We start from the raw sequence: 14,557 nt of genomic DNA, 5'->3' as shown, positions 1-14,557 counted from the left end.
TGGTAGTTAATGAGTGGCTGGTGGCTGGTGGTTAGTGGCTGGAATCTTTCTAGTCACTAGCCACTGATAACGGAACCGCCAAATTCTCGCGATCGCCCCATGCGAATCGGGATTTCAGCTAAATAGGCTAAATAAGCAAAGGCATAAGGAGATTCATTTTTTTTGGTTAAGATAATTGCTGCTTCAAAGTCAAATTGACTTAGATTTTCGACTAATTCTTTTTCTTTAGCTGGATCTTGCCAAGTCGTTGTATGGGTGATGATGCGATCGACCAAGCGGGAGTCGGGGATCGGGAGTCGGGAGTCGGGGAAGTTGGGGGAGAAAAGCTCCCTTGTCTTCCTTGTCCCTTTGTCCTTTTCTGTCTCTTGACTTCTAGGGAGTAATAAAGTAATCTCTGCATCCGTTGATGTTTCTCGTATTTTCAGTAATTCACTTTGTAAAAAAGTGACTTCTGTTTCTAGATCTCCGACAAAAATAACGAGCAAACGTCGCATCTGTTGCCAATTAATTTGCATACAATAAGCCGTTACATATTTTTGACTTTTAACTTTTAACTTTTGACTTACTTGCCTCCTGTTGTAAGAGGTCTTTTGCTTGAGTTAAGACAGAGGCGATCGCACCTTCATTGCTAGCAAAAACAATTCGATGGCGATCGCGATCTAGAGGTCTCCAGCGATCGGGATCGGAGTTAGAAAATATGACTACGCTCTTAACTTGTAAAGCAGAGGCTAAATGCGAGACTCCAGTATCGTTGCATACCAAAAGTGCAGCTTGTTTGAGTAATGCCCCTAATGCACCTAAACTAGTGCGTCCTGCTAGGTTAATTGCAGGGGTATTCATTGCCTCGGCAACCGCTTCAGTTAAACCTGTTTCTGCTACGGTTCCAGTGAGAACGATCGCATACCCTTGTTGAGCTAATGCATCGGCGACAAGGGCAAATTGACGTGGCGACCAACGGCGATCGCTTATACTTGCACCTGGATGAATGCAAATATAATGCTGAGATTGTAAGTCATGCACCGCAGATATTTGTTGTAATTCCCACCAGTCAGATTCCCAAAGCGGAAATTCTAGTTGTTCGCCCTGTAAGGGAATGTCTAAAAATGCCATCAAACGTAGATGCCGTCTTACTTCTGCTTCTCGATCTGGATAGGGTAAAAACCACTCTGGATCGGGACAGTAATATCCTGGCAAGAAAAAGCCTGCATTCAATTTCGCTCCTAGTAATACTACGAACGAATTACTCACAATACCGCTACCGTGCATTTGAATGACTAGATCGAAGGCTTGCGCTTGCACCTGAGTTAAAAATGCCTGAGTATGTTGGGGCGATCGCCATCCTTCAGGAATCCCTGGATAACCTGGAAACTCCAACCAAGCATCTATATAGCAGTTGAATCGCTTCACAAAGCTTTGAGCGTTAGGTAAACCAATCAGTGTCATACGTGCTTCAGGTAACGCAGCACGTAAAGCCCTCAACGCCGGAACAATGCATAGTAGATCGCCTAGTCCTGGTAAGCAACGGGCGATCGCCACTTGCGATACTTTTGGGAGTCGATGGCTGTAACTCATAGACTGACTCGCCTACTTTTGTCCAACTATCTTAGGCAAGCAGTCTAGATTTTTTCATTGGGCATTTGTCCAAATAATTACTGATTTATTCAGCTAAAAATTGTGCAATTGCACAATTGAGAAAAATAATCTTTTTTCTTCTTTCTATAGGTAGATTTAACCTTGCGTAAAAGTGTCGATCTTCCGCAAAGGATGAAGTATTTTTTCATACTTAGATAATTGTAGCAATCTTTGAAAATAGCAATCCTAGACCATGCTTTTCTAAAGCGAGCCATGCCAGCCCTATACCCCTCACAAATGACAAATGACCAATGACAAATGACCTATTAATCTTTAGGACGAGGAACAAATAATCTAGGTACTTGAGGTCGGGCTAATAATTCGCGCCACAGTAGTTCGTAGCGATCGCTCATCTGCTTAACTGTAAAATTAGCTTTGGCAATTTCTCGCCCTCTTTGACCAAAACGCCAGCGCAATTGCGGATCATCTCTTAACTGTTTTAGTGCTGATGCTAGCCCTACAACATCATTTCTATTGACTAGAAATCCTGTTTCCCCATCGATAACTGCTTCAGCCACGCTACCGACGCGAGTGGCAACCACAGGACGTGCAGCCAGCATCGCCTCTACAATTGCTAGGGGAAAACCTTCCGATCGCGATGGTTGAGCGACAATATCGAATTGTGGTAGGTATGCACGCGGATTTTCTACCCAGCCGAGTAAATTAACGCGATCGCTTATTCCCAGTTCCATCGCTAATTGCTCTAAATTTGCCCGTTCGTCTCCTTCACCCAGAATGACTAGTTGCACTCCATCAACAGATGCGATCGCTCGTAACAATATGTCATGTCCTTTCATTGCATCCAGCCGCCCGACGCTACCGATTGTTACTTTTCCTTCAGGGCGAACAGTCAAGAGTTGAAGTTCCTCAGCCAAATCGGGAACGCAATTAGGAACGGAAACCACCGAATTACGACCGAGGGCATAAAAATCTTCCATTAACCGCGCACTCGCTTCACCAACAGCAACATGAGCGTCAACTCGTAACGAAAGTACTCGCGTCCGCCACCAAGTCAGTAAGTCCGTTGTCCGTAGTGGTAGTTGATCGACTCGCACGACTCGCGCCCCAGGTAAGATTAAAGCAGCAGCTAAACCCATTGCTCCCGCCCAAGGCGTACAGAGATTAACATGTACTACGTCAGGACGTAGTTGTAATAAAGCTGTGAGATGAGCCAACAGCGAATGAATTGGTGTCTTAGGTAAGACTATCTTCGCGGTTTGAGGGCGTTGTCGGGCGATCGCTTCCACGACAAGCTCAGATGTACCTATGACTGTTACTTCAATTCGATCTGAAACGCTAGCAACCAAGTGGCTTAAACTAATCTCTGCACCACCAATTCCGCCGGAATCTGTATAAATGACTACTTGCATTTGTTATTTGTCAGTGATTCAATATTTTTTGATTCAATTGATTATTGAAATACTAATAATGCATCAATTGTGTACTCTGTTATCGTTAAAACTTAAAAAAGTTTTAGTAAATAAAACTACCAAACAAACATACAAAGAATTATATCTTTAGGCAGAAGTAAGCCGGAGTAGCAATGGCTATTCTTGAGCGATAAGACGCATAATTTTAATTCTTGATTCTGACGATTTACATGTATAAGAAATAAAGTTGAAACTCAATGCAACGTAATTCAACGCATATATCTTTTACCCATACTACGCAGTTTACACAAGTTGCTCGATTAGTAACAAGTAAAATAACAGAACTTTTGTCAACTCAAGTATTTGTAGTAAATTGTAATAATATTATCGTTGCCAGTAGTAAATGCGAGCGAATTGGCAAAGTTTTTCATTTTCAGGAGCAACAAGAAACGAACTATTTACGAGTTCCGCTACACCTCAAATCAGAAGTAGGTGAAGTCGCAATTGGAGAACCATTTAATGGTGAAACAATTTCACCGCGTCTAGCAAAAGTTCTAGTTGAATTGATAATCAATCAAGCCACTGTACTGAACCATCGACCTAACCAACAAGCGCTGAAGAATCAGTTCGTCAATCATCTGTTACACGGTCAAATTATCGATGAAACAGAAATTTTAAGGCAGGCAAAGCTATTAGGGCTAGATTTATCACCTCCGCGAGCGGTAATTTTGATCGATGCTGCTCAATACGTATTAAAATCTTCAGCAGGTGAATCAGACGGCAAGAATTTAGAAAAAGCTACGGTGCGACAACGCCGCCGCACGCAATATGCGATCGGCAGCATAGTCAACTTTTTTCACTTACCAGATGATACGATCTGTGCCGATTTAGGTAACGGCGAATTGGTAGTTTTAAAAGCTAGCAATACCAAAAATCTTGGCAGTTGGGCAGAACGAGGAAATCATACAGATTCATTGAATGCGTTATGGACGAATCTAGCTGCACTTAAACGTGCGGGTGACGCTTTGCTAATGCGCTTGCGCAGCGATACAGGAGCAGCAATTAGTATTGGTATCGGTCGCTATCATCCAGGTATTCTTGGTTTAGCGCGATCGTATCAAGATGCGAGGATGGCACTCTCACTCGGTCATCGCTTTAACGGTTGCGATCGCGTCTATTGTTTAGATCGTCTGGGAATTGCTGCATTTATTGGCGTAGCTGACGAACAAACCAAGATTGAATTAGCCACGCATTTACTCAGTCCGCTCGATTGCGAATTGGAATTATTAACAACCGTAGAGGCGTTTTTTGCCCGTGATTGTAGCCCTTCAGCTACAGCCAAGCAGCTTTTGATTCACCGCAATACTCTGAATTATCGTCTTGATAAAATAGCTTCGTTAATCGGTCTCGACCCACGGCGCTTTGATGATGCAGTACAAATTCGGTTAGCGTTGCTATTACGTAAGCTTCAATACTAGATTTCCTCGTCCAAGTGTTCGGCAACAGATTGATAGAGATTAAGAACGTGACTATCTTGGAGGTTGTAAAAAACATTGCGTCCCTGCTTGCGATAACTCACCAACCGCATAGCACGTAATGTCCGCAACTGATGGGAGACAGCCGATTCAGTCATGTCTAGAGTGGCGGCTAAATCGCAGACACAGAGTTCTTTTTGTGCCAATAATGAAAGAATTCGTAACCGATTGGCATCTCCTAAGAGGCTAAAAAATTCAGCCATCCGCTGCGCTTTCTCGGTTTTCAGGACGCAGCTTTGTAGATGATTAACTCCATCCACGTCTACAGGATGTGGTGGATGGCACTGAAGACGATCCGCCTCTGAGGTAGAGTTTGGTTTAGCCCGATCGGAAGCAGAGTAAACTGACATTGGGTGATAATAAAAGACTGTGTTTGCTGGATTAAATCTTCAGACACCCTAAGTATAGCCCAACTATGTAGCCCAACTATAGGGCGGTCTAGGATATGCTCTGTTTAAGAATAAGTTGGTTCAATGATTTTAGAGTTTAGCTGGCTTGCTATTGCTGGAGTTAATAACCTACTCGAACTGCTTCAGTTTCCCTTCATGCAAAGGGCGATCGCAGGAGCGATATTAATGGGTATCCTTGGCGGTTTCCTGGGTAGCTTCGTCACCCTACGACAGTTATCTTTTTTCAGTCATGCTGTAGGTCATGCAGCTTTGGTAGGCGTTGCTTTAGGGGTTTTGCTTCAGTTAAATCCTACCTGGATGCTACTCCCATTTACCCTTGCATTCGGCTTAGTTGTCCTCTATTTAATTGACCAAACAAATTTGTCGAGTGATAGCGTATTGAGTGTAGTACTATCGGGTGCATTAGCAATAGGTGTCATCCTCAGCAGCCTGATCCAAGGATATCGCGGCAATTTGATGGGAGTCCTATTCGGAGATATTCTGGCGATCGATACTACGGATCTGATCTTGACCTCTTTGGTGTTAATTGGCAGCATTATTTTCTTACTACCTACGCTGCGTCAGCAGATTCTCTTGACTCTTAACCCTACAGTGGCACAGGTGCAGGGTATCCCCGTGCGCCTCTATCGCTACGCTTTTGTTGTCTTGCTTTCACTAGCTGTAGCCGTAGCAATTAAGGCTGTAGGCGTGTTATTGGTGAATGCTTTTTTGGTCATTCCCGCCGCTACTGCCAAGCTTGTGAGTCATCATTTTACCCGTTTTTTAGTCATTTCCGTGATGCTTGGGGTTGTTAGTAGCATTGTCGGCATTATGTTATCGGGTCTACTCAACTTTGCTTCTGGTCCTAGTATCGTTCTCGTCCAATTCTTGCTATTTACATTCATTTTCAGTTGGGTGAAGCTCATTTGGAAAACAGCATAAGAAATTTCGCGCCTAACCCTTGCCAAGGTCTGATAAGTTTGCTACCTTAATAAAGCGCCAAAAATTGACGCACCAACTTCGCCGGGATAGCTCAGTTGGTAGAGCAGAGGACTGAAAATCCTCGTGTCACCAGTTCAATTCTGGTTCCTGGCATCGCTAATCTAGCTCATAGAGCGGTTTCTAGCCGTTAATCCCGCACACCCTGACTTGTAAAAAACTGCAAAAAATAGCAGAATTAACGGGTAAAATCGGTGTGAATTTTGGGGTGAATTTTGGCGCTAGATATCGAGGAGAGAATTCGCCAGATTAACGCTCGGCTTAAGGCTGGGAAGCTAGGGGTTAGCGTCCAGCAGCGAGGCGATCGCTTGTGCTTGCGCGGAACTCTCCCACCGCGACCTAACTCAACAAAAGATAAACCGTTTCGCCAAGAAATTTATCTGGGAGTTTACTGCAATCCTGCTGGTTTTACCTATGCTGAGAACGAGGCTAAGCTAGTTGGCTCTTTATTGGCAAAGCGGGAATTTTCCAAAGGAGCCATACCTACACGCGAAAAGATCCCAAGAGCAATCGTTTACAGCTCAATTGTTGAACCTATGGGGCAAGTATGTGGAGCATAGAGCGAGTTCTGTCAGTATCACTACCCTCAATAAAGATTTTAAAAAGGTACGAAATCATTTAGTAGCTTTGGCTGAGCTAGATCTAGAGAATGCAATCGCACTTCGCGATCGCCTGCTTGCTACTAAAACCGCAAACACTTCTAGACGGGTACTGGCACAACTGAATGCTTGCTGTAAATGGGCTGTCGAACGGGCAATACTAGAGTCAAATCCCTTTGAGGGGATGGCAAGCAAAATCAAGGTAGCCAAATCTGAGGCGGATGAGATCGATCCCTTTGACCGAGCAGAGATAGGAGCTATTGTGCGGGGATTCAAGACTGACAGATATTTCAAGCACTACACGCCATTTGTTAAATTTCTCTTCATGACTGGATGCCGTACTTCTGAAGCTATTGGTTTGCAGTGGAAGCACGTCAGTAGCGACTTGTCTACTATTTTGTTTGAGGAAGCAGTGGTTGAAGGTCATCGAAAAAGTCCAAAGACGCGAAAGCGGAAGTTTCCTAGTGATGAAAAACTGAGAGAGTGGCTGCTTTCCCTGCGATCGGAAAACCGATTCCAGATTCCCCTGTGTTTGTCTCCCCTAGGGGTAAGCTAATTGATGCCCACAATTTTCTCAATCGTGCTTGGAAGTCCGTGCTGCTCAAACAAGGAATTCGTTATCGCTATCAGTACCAGACTCGCCATACCTTCATTACTCACTGTATTGAGAAAAATATCCCTATACCCCAAATTGCTCGCTGGGTTGGCAATAGCGCCAGAATAATTCTGGAGCATTATGCAGGGGTAATTGAAAAATATCAAGTGCCGTCAATTTTGTAAGCGATTTCTTTTAGGCGGACGGCGCTTCTGAGGGGGTTTTTTGAAGTATTCCATTACCGTGCGGACGCAGATTAAATAAGTAGGGCGATCGCCGTCACTAGTGTTAATCCAGTGAATTCCCTGCTCCAGTCTACCGTCTTGGATGCGATTGGTAATCGAGCGAGCAGATATTGCCATGCCGAATTCACAGGCAACATCATCAGATCCTACCCATCGATCTGTTAGCGTTCGCCTGTAAACATCTATTAATTGCTGCTGAGTGCGCTGCGCTTCCTGAATCGTCTTCTCTGAAGACTGAATTGCCTGTGTCTGCTCTCTGATTGCAGCCAATATTGCACGTTGGATATCTTCTACAGCTTCCATCTGTTTAGTGAAAAATTATTAGCGTGCCTACCAGCACCCACCGATCCTTTTGAATTTTGCAGCCGTGATTATAGCTGACAGGACAGAGTTTATTTTGGCTAAGAGTAATGTTTGTTATCTAGAGTAATATTCTCGTGTCCTGCTACTACTCGACTACGCCTGAATCTAAATTATTTTTATTGGTTATTGTCGTAGCAAGCTTTGCGACCGCCGTTAATTTAGGTAATTTTATTGAATACCGTTAACAGAACCAGTCCACAAGTAACTTAAACTTAAGAGCCTTTTTCCTGTATTAAAAGCCTCTTCAATTCGCCAACGCTTTTGATATAAATCAGCCACAACATACGGTGGTAAAATAGTTGGATCGAGTACACTGATTAAATAAAAATGCCAAGTCTTTCCCGAACGAACTTCAATTAGACGTAAGGTAATAAATGGAGTTTTTTTCGTACCTGAACCTAGACGGACTAAACGATCTCGTAGCGCATAGCTGTGCGTAAATGTTTGCAAGGGCTTAATTGATGCTCCTTTCTTTAACCGAGTAATAAAATCAACTTTTTATTCGATTAACAAAAGCCAAAAATTAAAGTGATAAAATCCTCTGTCCAGCAAAAGTAAAGTTTTGGCTGTGACTAAGTTTAAGATATCTAACTCAAATTTGATCTCAGAAGCTTTAGAATTTTCCTGAAACCAAATCTCTACAGGTAATCGAGTGCTTAAATCTATTACAGTCACCATTTTTCTGGCTAATTGTCCTTGCGGAACATCTTTAAGACTATTCAGCTTGCAAAACCATGCTTCTAAAACCGAACAATCTACTATCCAAATTGTTTCAAACTTTGACATAGTAAATTGAACACTTTCAGGTATTTTTCGCTGGCTTCTAGCTTGCCAACTTGTTGTTAAATTTGGTAGCAAATCCTTAAAAACTTTCTCAAATATCTGGGCTGGAAATGATAAAAACCGCTCTCGCTATTGCTTGTTGACTGACAGCTTTGGGACTGCACCATAGAAACCCCTCCCTTGCCAACATTCTTGTCAGTTCCGTAACTCCCGCCACATCTCGCCATAGCAAGGTTAATACCGCCGCTACCATTAACGGTAGGTTGAGAATTCTGTCTCTTAACCCCAGCTGACTGTAGTAGTTTTCTTGGGAGGTTATAGCTGGTGTCAATAAAGCTTCTAGTTGCGAGGCAATGGCTTCATCTTCTACCATTGGGCGATGCTGCTTTTTGGCATGGTCGCGCTTGCTCCGGCTCACGGCTTCATCCCTCTATAGCTTATCTGCTATGAGTTTTACACTATCTTTGCCTGCCTCTTGACAAATCTTTGGCAACCTTAACTTGTGAGCAATGCCCTTTTTAGCATAGCTCGCCACCCACTAAGATTGATGAAAGTTGAGTACTTGAAAGTTGAGTACTTGAGTTTTCCTGACGATTTTGCACTTGACACGGAGCGATCGGCAGGCGAATGTGAAAGCAAGTGTTGCCTGGCTCAGAATGAAAGCGGATGTCGCCTCTATGTTTCTCAATAATTCGATAGCTAATCACCAAACCTAAGCCGGTTCCTTGACCCACACCCTTAGTGGTAAAAAATGGCTCGAAGATACGCCCTTGAATGTCTGGCGGAATGCCTGGTCCATTGTCAGCAATCTCTACGAGCAAATCATTATTGTCTAACGCTGTACGAATCCAGATTTGTCCGCGTCCGTCCATTGCATCGATCGCATTGTCAATCAAGTTAGTCCAAACTTGGTTCAACTCACTTCCATAGGCGCAAATAGTAGGCAGGCTGCGATCGTACTTGCGCGACACAGTTACACCACCCTTAAGTTTGTGACCTAGCATAATTAACGTACTTTCAATTCCCTGGTGTACGTCTAAATCCTGCATTGGCGCTCGATCCATATAGGAATACTCTTTGACTGCTTTCACTAGCTCAGAAATGCGTCCCGCGCTTTGCTCAATTTCGTCTAACAACCCCAACCCAGTTAGAGTTGCTTCAATCCAGGTCAGTACTTTGCCCAAGGATTGAGTAGGCACATGTTCTATGACAACATCTAGCCATTCTGTATCCAGTCCTGCTACTGCCAGGGTAGGGGCGAGATTCCAACTATCTTCAACGCCGTTTGCCTCAAGCCAGATGGCGATCTCATCTTCCCGATCGCTCTGCACGAGCGGATCTAACTGTAGTGGTGTTGCGGCGCGCGCGATCGCGTCTTGCAAAATGTTTGCCAGAAAAGTCATTTGCGTGCTTGTCATCTGCTGCTGGTTCAGACTGAGTGCTAGCAAGAGCAATTCTTGAAATAATTCGTGCATGTGCTTCGCACCTCGACTGACTGCTGCTGCTGGATTGTTAAGTTCGTGGGCAAGACCAGCTGCCATAGTACCTAGTGCAAGTAGCTTTTCGTGGTGTCGTGATGTTGTTTCCAAGATTTGTGTCCGCTGGGCTGTTATGACCAGCAGATCCCGTGTAATCGAAGGACATCTGGTTAGCATTTGCCAGAAAGCATGTGTGTCCCATTTCAACACGCGACTTGCTTTTGTAGCTCGTCCGCTAGCAAAGTAAGGCATATCTAATAAAATTAACTCGTGACCTGTATACGTTCCTGGTCCAAAGGTCATCATATGCCTTTCTATATCACCAACCTTCTTTGTCAGCTGTATTTCGCCTTCTGCAAGCACGTAAAAATTTTTCGGCGGCTCTCCTTCAAGCGCTAGATACTCTCCAGCGGCTAGCTGAATCAGGCTACCGTGTTCGGCTAACCATTGCAATTGCTCGTCTGTGAGTTCTGCAAAGAGCGCTGTTTGCCTTAAAGCTTCAAGCATAATTACATCTTACTAAGGTACTGATGAATAAACTGAACGGCAATCGAACCTTCTCCTACCCCTGAAGCAATGCGCTTCACCGAACCGTGGCGCACATCTCCAGCCACAAATATCCCAGGTACGCTACTTTCGAGCAGAAAAGGCTCGCGATCGAGCATCCATCCTTTGTTGCAGCATCCATTACGGTTTAAACTTGCTCCGGTCAAGATAAATCCTTGTTCGTCTCTTGCCACGATGCCATCTAACCAATCTGTACGTGGTTTAGCACCAATCATGACAAAGAGTAAGTTTGTCGGAACAGTTCGCTTTTCGCCTGTCTGGGCATCAGCAATCGTAACTGCTTCTAGGCAGTTTTCACCATGAACCTGGGCAATGCTAGAGTGTACTCTAACTTCAATGTTCTCTGTCGCTGAGATCTGCTCTATTAAATATTGGGACATGCTTTTAGCGAGAGAATCGCCGCGCACCAGCATTCTGACACGACTGGCGTATTTAGCAAGATAGACTGCTGCTTGTCCAGCTGAGTTAGCCCCGCCAACGATGTAAATCTCTTGATTTAAGCAAGAGAGTGCTTCAGTCATTGCTGCCCCAGTATATACGCCAGCTCCGATCAGATTATCAATTCCAGGTATATCAAGTCTGCGATACGAGATACCAGTAGCAATAAGCATTGCATGACAGCAAACCTCTGTGCCATCGCTCAGTGTCAAAATACGATAGGGATCGGCGACTCGAACACCAGTCACCTCTTGTGGCGAGAGAATCTCCACGCCGAACCGTTTGGCTTGAGTTACTGCACGTCTGGCTAGATCCGCTCCACTCAGTCCAACGGGAAAGCCCAAGTAGTTCTCAATCCGAGAACTCGTTCCTGCTTGCCCGCCTGGGGCTTCTTTTTCAATTAACACGGTTCGCAATCCCTCAGACGCTCCGTAGACTGCTGCTGCTAAACCCGCTGGACCAGCACCGACGATCGCTAAGTCGTAGAATGGCATTTGGGCATGGGTTCGCAATCCGAGTTTCTGGGCAATTTGCGTATTTGTCGGTTGTATTAAGTGAGAACCATCAGGAAATAATACCAGTGGTAAATTTGCAGCACCAGATTCGGTGTAGTTAGTCCATTGGTGTGCCTCTGCTTCTACCTCAATGTCCAGCCATTGATAAGGCACATGATTGCGAGCCAAAAAATCTTTGATTTGATGCAGATGGGGCGACCAACGCGAATCAACAATTCGCAAACCTTCAAAGGGCGGACGACAAGACGAAATCCAATCATCTAGTAAATCGTCCAGCACGGGATATAGTTTTTCATGTGGCGGGTCCCACGGCTTGAGAAGGTAGTAATCAATCTTTGCTGTGTTGATGGCGCGGATGGCAGCATCGGTATCCGCATATGCAGTTAGCAAGACCCGCTTTGCATCTGGAAAGAGTTCCATCGCCTGTTCGAGAAACTCTACCCCTGCGATCTCTGGCATCCGCTGATCTACCAAGAATAGTGCCACCATTTCCCTGCGTAACTTAACTTGTTGCAGTGCCTTCAGAGCTGTTAAACCCGATTCCGATCGCATGACTCGAAATCGGCTACCATACTCCCGTCGGAGATCGCGCTCAATGACTCGCAAAACTCCTGGATCGTCGTCTAAAGTTAACAGAACAGGATTAGCCACAGTTACTCCTTCATAACCTAGTCGCGTTACGACCAGCAGCGAAATTTTCGATGCAAGTGTCCCTGCTTGGTCAAATGTTCCCACACAGTGTAGTAATGGTATGACAACAGGCAGGAAAACACGTGCAAAATCTGGTTTACCAAACACTAAGCACTAACTCAGCAATTATTTGGTGTCAGGGTTTTTCGTCCTACAGATGGGTAGTGATTCTTAGGGAACTAAATACACGTTGGCTGTTTCAGTCACATCATACCGATCGGACACAGTAATGCCTTGACAGAATGAACTCATCTTGAGGTAATTCTGCACATTTTCCTGTGCGCCAACTATATGAATTTGAACGTCAGAACCTAGCTTTTGCTTTGTGAAAATCAGAAAACGCAGTCCAGCACTAGAGATACACTTTAAGTCTTGTAACAGAAAGACGAGGCGTTTGAGTGGCTGTGTTTGTACCTTTTCTAACTCTGCTTCCAGAATTGGTATTGCATTTACATCTAGTAAGCCAGTTAATGAAATCTTGGCAGTCCCATCAGCGACTTCCAGTAAAGCGGCATCAAAGAAAACCTGAATTGGTAGAATTCTAACTCTGACTCTCACTGAATCGCGAGTATCAGGCAGTTTGACAGTCAGTTTATCGGCATCAAAATCAGTATACGGTCGATCGTCAATCCATACTTCACCAATCCGCACGCTACCTGGTGGCAGAATATCCGGTGTAACTCGCAGAAGGTTGTCTTTAAATGCTCCCGGTCTGGGCTTAAAGTACAAGTTCATTGGCTGTTTTGTAATTAGCAGATTTGTGTAAACCGCCGCCAAGTAAGCTAACTCAAACGAGTGGTAGCCGCTCATCGAATGGCTACCTTTGCCACGCTCAGTACCCATTAGATAAGGAATTCCGTTTGCCAAGACATTAAAGTAGACACCACCAGACTGGTTGTCGAGGAACCAAGCATTATAGAAAGCTGCTGACTCCCGTGCTAAGCGTCGATACTCAGTATTACCAAGCGAACCAGCCAGGATTAAGTAAGCTAGAATCGCTTGCTCTTGCTGCCACCAAGCCTTGCGGTCGTGCCAGACAAAGCGGTGTACTTCTTGTCCTGGTTCCAAACTGCGTTCTACGACATCGTACCAGCCTCCACGCTGGCGATCGCTACCAACATCTGGCATAATCTCGGCAATTTCTTCGGCTAAAGTGGTATACCTTTCTTTTGGTTTCAAGTGGTTCATGCGCATCAGATTCCAAGCAATTTTGAGGTTATGACCCACCACTGCTCGGTTCTGCTGCCAACCCCACGTCGTGTCGTAGCTCCAATCTTCATAGAAACGTTCCTGCACAAATGGGCTATTGTCGAAATCTGGGAAACGTTTCTCAATGGTGTCAAACGTATACTCAAGGAAGTCGGCGTATTTGTCTTCGCCAGTTGCTAACCAAAGGTTGATCAAATAGGCTGGGGCATGGTCGCCAACTGAGTTCCAGTTCTTTTTCGCGCGGTTTCTCCCTAAAGACTCGGCATAAGGGCTGAGGGTAATGGGATCGATGTGAGAGAAAAAGCCGCCTTTATCTGTTTTGTCTAAGAGATAGCGGTTAAATAAATTGACAGTTAATTCAATGTCTTTCATGATGCGCGGATCGCCTGTCACCCGATAAGTTTGGGTAGGACCAGCCAAGGCATAAATTTGCTCGTATGCTGGCAGTGCATCATAATCATCCCCAAATTCTGAGGCAAATATTTTCTGCTCGCTACCATCTGGCTTCACATCAACACCATGATACCAGTAGCAAATTTCTTCGCCCTCATCGAGAAAACGCATGTGTTCGCGCAGATATTCAGTACCTTTTTCCGCTGCTTCTATGTAGCGATCGTCGCCAGTCATCATGTATGCTGTGGCGAAACCGTAAACTAAGCGAGAAATGGTATCAGTTTCTTGACGATTGGAATCTTCTTTGGAACCCACTAAACCGATTCCAGTGCGGTATTTCCGATAGTCAATTTCGCCATCTTCAAACTGTGCTTTCAGATAAAAATTGGCAAGATTACTAATCTGTTTTACCCACCAGTCCGGTCTTTCAAACAGATACTCGTTTTCTGTCCGACCCAAAAAGACTATGTGTTTGGCTTCAATCTTGTTTCGATCTGCTTCAGGATAAAAGATGCCATAGGCAAAAAGATAGCGATCGGGAACAAGCATTGACTGCATTTGGCTAGTACAGTCATAATACGGTTCTCCCAGATTGCGAACCATTTCTGCGTAAGTTGTTGAGGTTAATGCAATCTCAAAATTTCTACCATCAGAAGTTTTCAGGTTGAAAGTATTTCTGCTTAAGTCAACTTCTGTTACGTATCCTGCGATCGAGTCCGAAAATGAAAAACCCATGTTACTCATTGAAGATCTCCCT

13 protein-coding genes, 1 tRNA gene and 1 pseudogene are annotated in these 14,557 nt (G+C 44.6%); 6 read left to right on the top strand and 9 right to left on the bottom strand.

What is annotated here, in order from left to right:
• Window positions 1–56 precede the first annotated feature (56 nt).
• From M5J74_RS11485 to M5J74_RS11475, 3 genes are all read right to left on the bottom strand, one after another.
• Window positions 57–515 (bottom strand): hypothetical protein, encoded by a 459-nt coding sequence (locus M5J74_RS11485; RefSeq protein ID WP_015154239.1) that lies wholly within the window; start codon window positions 513–515, stop codon window positions 57–59.
• Window positions 516–543: 28 nt separating this feature from the next.
• Entirely contained in the window at window positions 544–1,572 is a 1,029-nt protein-coding gene (locus M5J74_RS11480) for a glycosyltransferase family 9 protein (RefSeq protein WP_250016697.1), read from the bottom strand.
• A gap of 326 nt (window positions 1,573–1,898) precedes the next feature.
• Entirely contained in the window at window positions 1,899–3,002 is a 1,104-nt protein-coding gene (locus M5J74_RS11475; protein WP_106215983.1) for a glycosyltransferase, read from the bottom strand.
• Window positions 3,003–3,259: 257 nt separating this feature from the next.
• Between M5J74_RS11475 and M5J74_RS11470 the strand changes: the two genes are divergently transcribed.
• Window positions 3,260–4,480, top strand: coding sequence for a CdaR family transcriptional regulator (locus tag M5J74_RS11470; protein ID WP_106170942.1), 1,221 nt, complete (start codon window positions 3,260–3,262; stop codon window positions 4,478–4,480).
• Here M5J74_RS11470 and M5J74_RS11465 read toward each other — a convergent pair.
• Window positions 4,477–4,887, bottom strand: a complete 411-nt coding sequence (locus M5J74_RS11465; protein ID WP_015154235.1) for a helix-turn-helix transcriptional regulator — start codon at window positions 4,885–4,887, stop codon at window positions 4,477–4,479. The two genes, M5J74_RS11470 and M5J74_RS11465, sit on opposite strands and share 4 nt — an antisense overlap.
• A 123-nt stretch (window positions 4,888–5,010) precedes the next feature.
• On the opposite strand from M5J74_RS11465, the gene M5J74_RS11460 reads away from it, so the two are divergent.
• From M5J74_RS11460 to M5J74_RS11440, 5 genes are all read left to right on the top strand, one after another.
• Complete coding sequence (locus M5J74_RS11460; protein WP_106546224.1) at window positions 5,011–5,868, top strand: metal ABC transporter permease; 858 nt, start codon at window positions 5,011–5,013, stop codon at window positions 5,866–5,868.
• Between the two features lie 80 nt (window positions 5,869–5,948).
• Window positions 5,949–6,021: transfer RNA gene (locus M5J74_RS11455), tRNA-Phe, on the top strand.
• A gap of 119 nt (window positions 6,022–6,140) precedes the next feature.
• The gene (locus M5J74_RS11450) at window positions 6,141–6,485 is read left to right on the top strand and encodes a hypothetical protein (RefSeq protein ID WP_250016696.1); all 345 of its coding nucleotides are present in this window, start codon (window positions 6,141–6,143) and stop codon (window positions 6,483–6,485) included.
• Between the two features lie 67 nt (window positions 6,486–6,552).
• A complete protein-coding gene (gene xerC, locus M5J74_RS11445) occupies window positions 6,553–7,080 on the top strand; it encodes a tyrosine recombinase XerC (protein WP_250016695.1) in 528 nt (175 codons plus the stop codon).
• Window positions 7,053–7,304 carry a hypothetical protein gene (locus M5J74_RS11440; protein WP_146139680.1) on the top strand — a complete coding sequence of 84 codons (252 nt, stop codon included), beginning with the start codon at window positions 7,053–7,055 and terminating at the stop codon, window positions 7,302–7,304. The genes xerC and M5J74_RS11440 overlap by 28 nt, the downstream gene beginning before the upstream one ends.
• Here M5J74_RS11440 and M5J74_RS11435 read toward each other — a convergent pair.
• From M5J74_RS11435 to M5J74_RS11415, 5 genes and pseudogenes are all read right to left on the bottom strand, one after another.
• A complete protein-coding gene (locus tag M5J74_RS11435) occupies window positions 7,293–7,667 on the bottom strand; it encodes a hypothetical protein (protein WP_015154233.1) in 375 nt (124 codons plus the stop codon). The two genes, M5J74_RS11440 and M5J74_RS11435, sit on opposite strands and share 12 nt — an antisense overlap.
• Before the next feature lie 231 nt (window positions 7,668–7,898).
• Window positions 7,899–8,883: pseudogene (locus tag M5J74_RS11430) on the bottom strand (IS4 family transposase); the annotation flags it as partial.
• A gap of 145 nt (window positions 8,884–9,028) precedes the next feature.
• Window positions 9,029–10,495 (bottom strand): sensor histidine kinase, encoded by a 1,467-nt coding sequence (locus M5J74_RS11425; protein ID WP_015154232.1) that lies wholly within the window; start codon window positions 10,493–10,495, stop codon window positions 9,029–9,031.
• A 2-nt stretch (window positions 10,496–10,497) separates the two neighbouring features.
• Window positions 10,498–12,159: an FAD-dependent oxidoreductase gene (locus M5J74_RS11420; protein WP_106167057.1), complete on the bottom strand. Its 1,662-nt coding sequence runs from the start codon at window positions 12,157–12,159 to the stop codon at window positions 10,498–10,500.
• Between the two features lie 210 nt (window positions 12,160–12,369).
• Complete coding sequence (locus M5J74_RS11415) at window positions 12,370–14,544, bottom strand: AGE family epimerase/isomerase (RefSeq protein ID WP_106167050.1); 2,175 nt, start codon at window positions 14,542–14,544, stop codon at window positions 12,370–12,372.
• Window positions 14,545–14,557 lie beyond the last annotated feature (13 nt).

Origin of the sequence: Chroococcidiopsis sp. CCNUC1 (assembly GCF_023546805.1) — a bacterium.
Classification (GTDB): Bacteria; Cyanobacteriota; Cyanobacteriia; order Cyanobacteriales; family Chroococcidiopsidaceae; genus Chroococcidiopsis; species Chroococcidiopsis thermalis.
This window is presented reverse-complemented; position numbering and strand designations above follow the sequence as displayed.

What these genes read in the sequence shown, in the direction of transcription:
- M5J74_RS11485 (WP_015154239.1), bottom strand. Translation starts at nt 515, where the DNA reads ATGCAAATTAATTGGCAACAGATGCGACGTTTGCTCGTTATTTTTGTC.
- M5J74_RS11480 (WP_250016697.1), bottom strand. Translation starts at nt 1,572, where the DNA reads ATGAGTTACAGCCATCGACTCCCAAAAGTATCGCAAGTGGCGATCGCC.
- M5J74_RS11475 (WP_106215983.1), bottom strand. Translation starts at nt 3,002, where the DNA reads ATGCAAGTAGTCATTTATACAGATTCCGGCGGAATTGGTGGTGCAGAG.
- M5J74_RS11470 (WP_106170942.1), top strand. Translation starts at nt 3,260, where the DNA reads ATGCAACGTAATTCAACGCATATATCTTTTACCCATACTACGCAGTTT.
- M5J74_RS11465 (WP_015154235.1), bottom strand. Translation starts at nt 4,887, where the DNA reads ATGTCAGTTTACTCTGCTTCCGATCGGGCTAAACCAAACTCTACCTCA.
- M5J74_RS11460 (WP_106546224.1), top strand. Translation starts at nt 5,011, where the DNA reads ATGATTTTAGAGTTTAGCTGGCTTGCTATTGCTGGAGTTAATAACCTA.
- M5J74_RS11435 (WP_015154233.1), bottom strand. Translation starts at nt 7,667, where the DNA reads ATGGAAGCTGTAGAAGATATCCAACGTGCAATATTGGCTGCAATCAGA.
- M5J74_RS11425 (WP_015154232.1), bottom strand. Translation starts at nt 10,495, where the DNA reads ATGCTTGAAGCTTTAAGGCAAACAGCGCTCTTTGCAGAACTCACAGAC.
- M5J74_RS11415 (WP_106167050.1), bottom strand. Translation starts at nt 14,544, where the DNA reads ATGAGTAACATGGGTTTTTCATTTTCGGACTCGATCGCAGGATACGTA.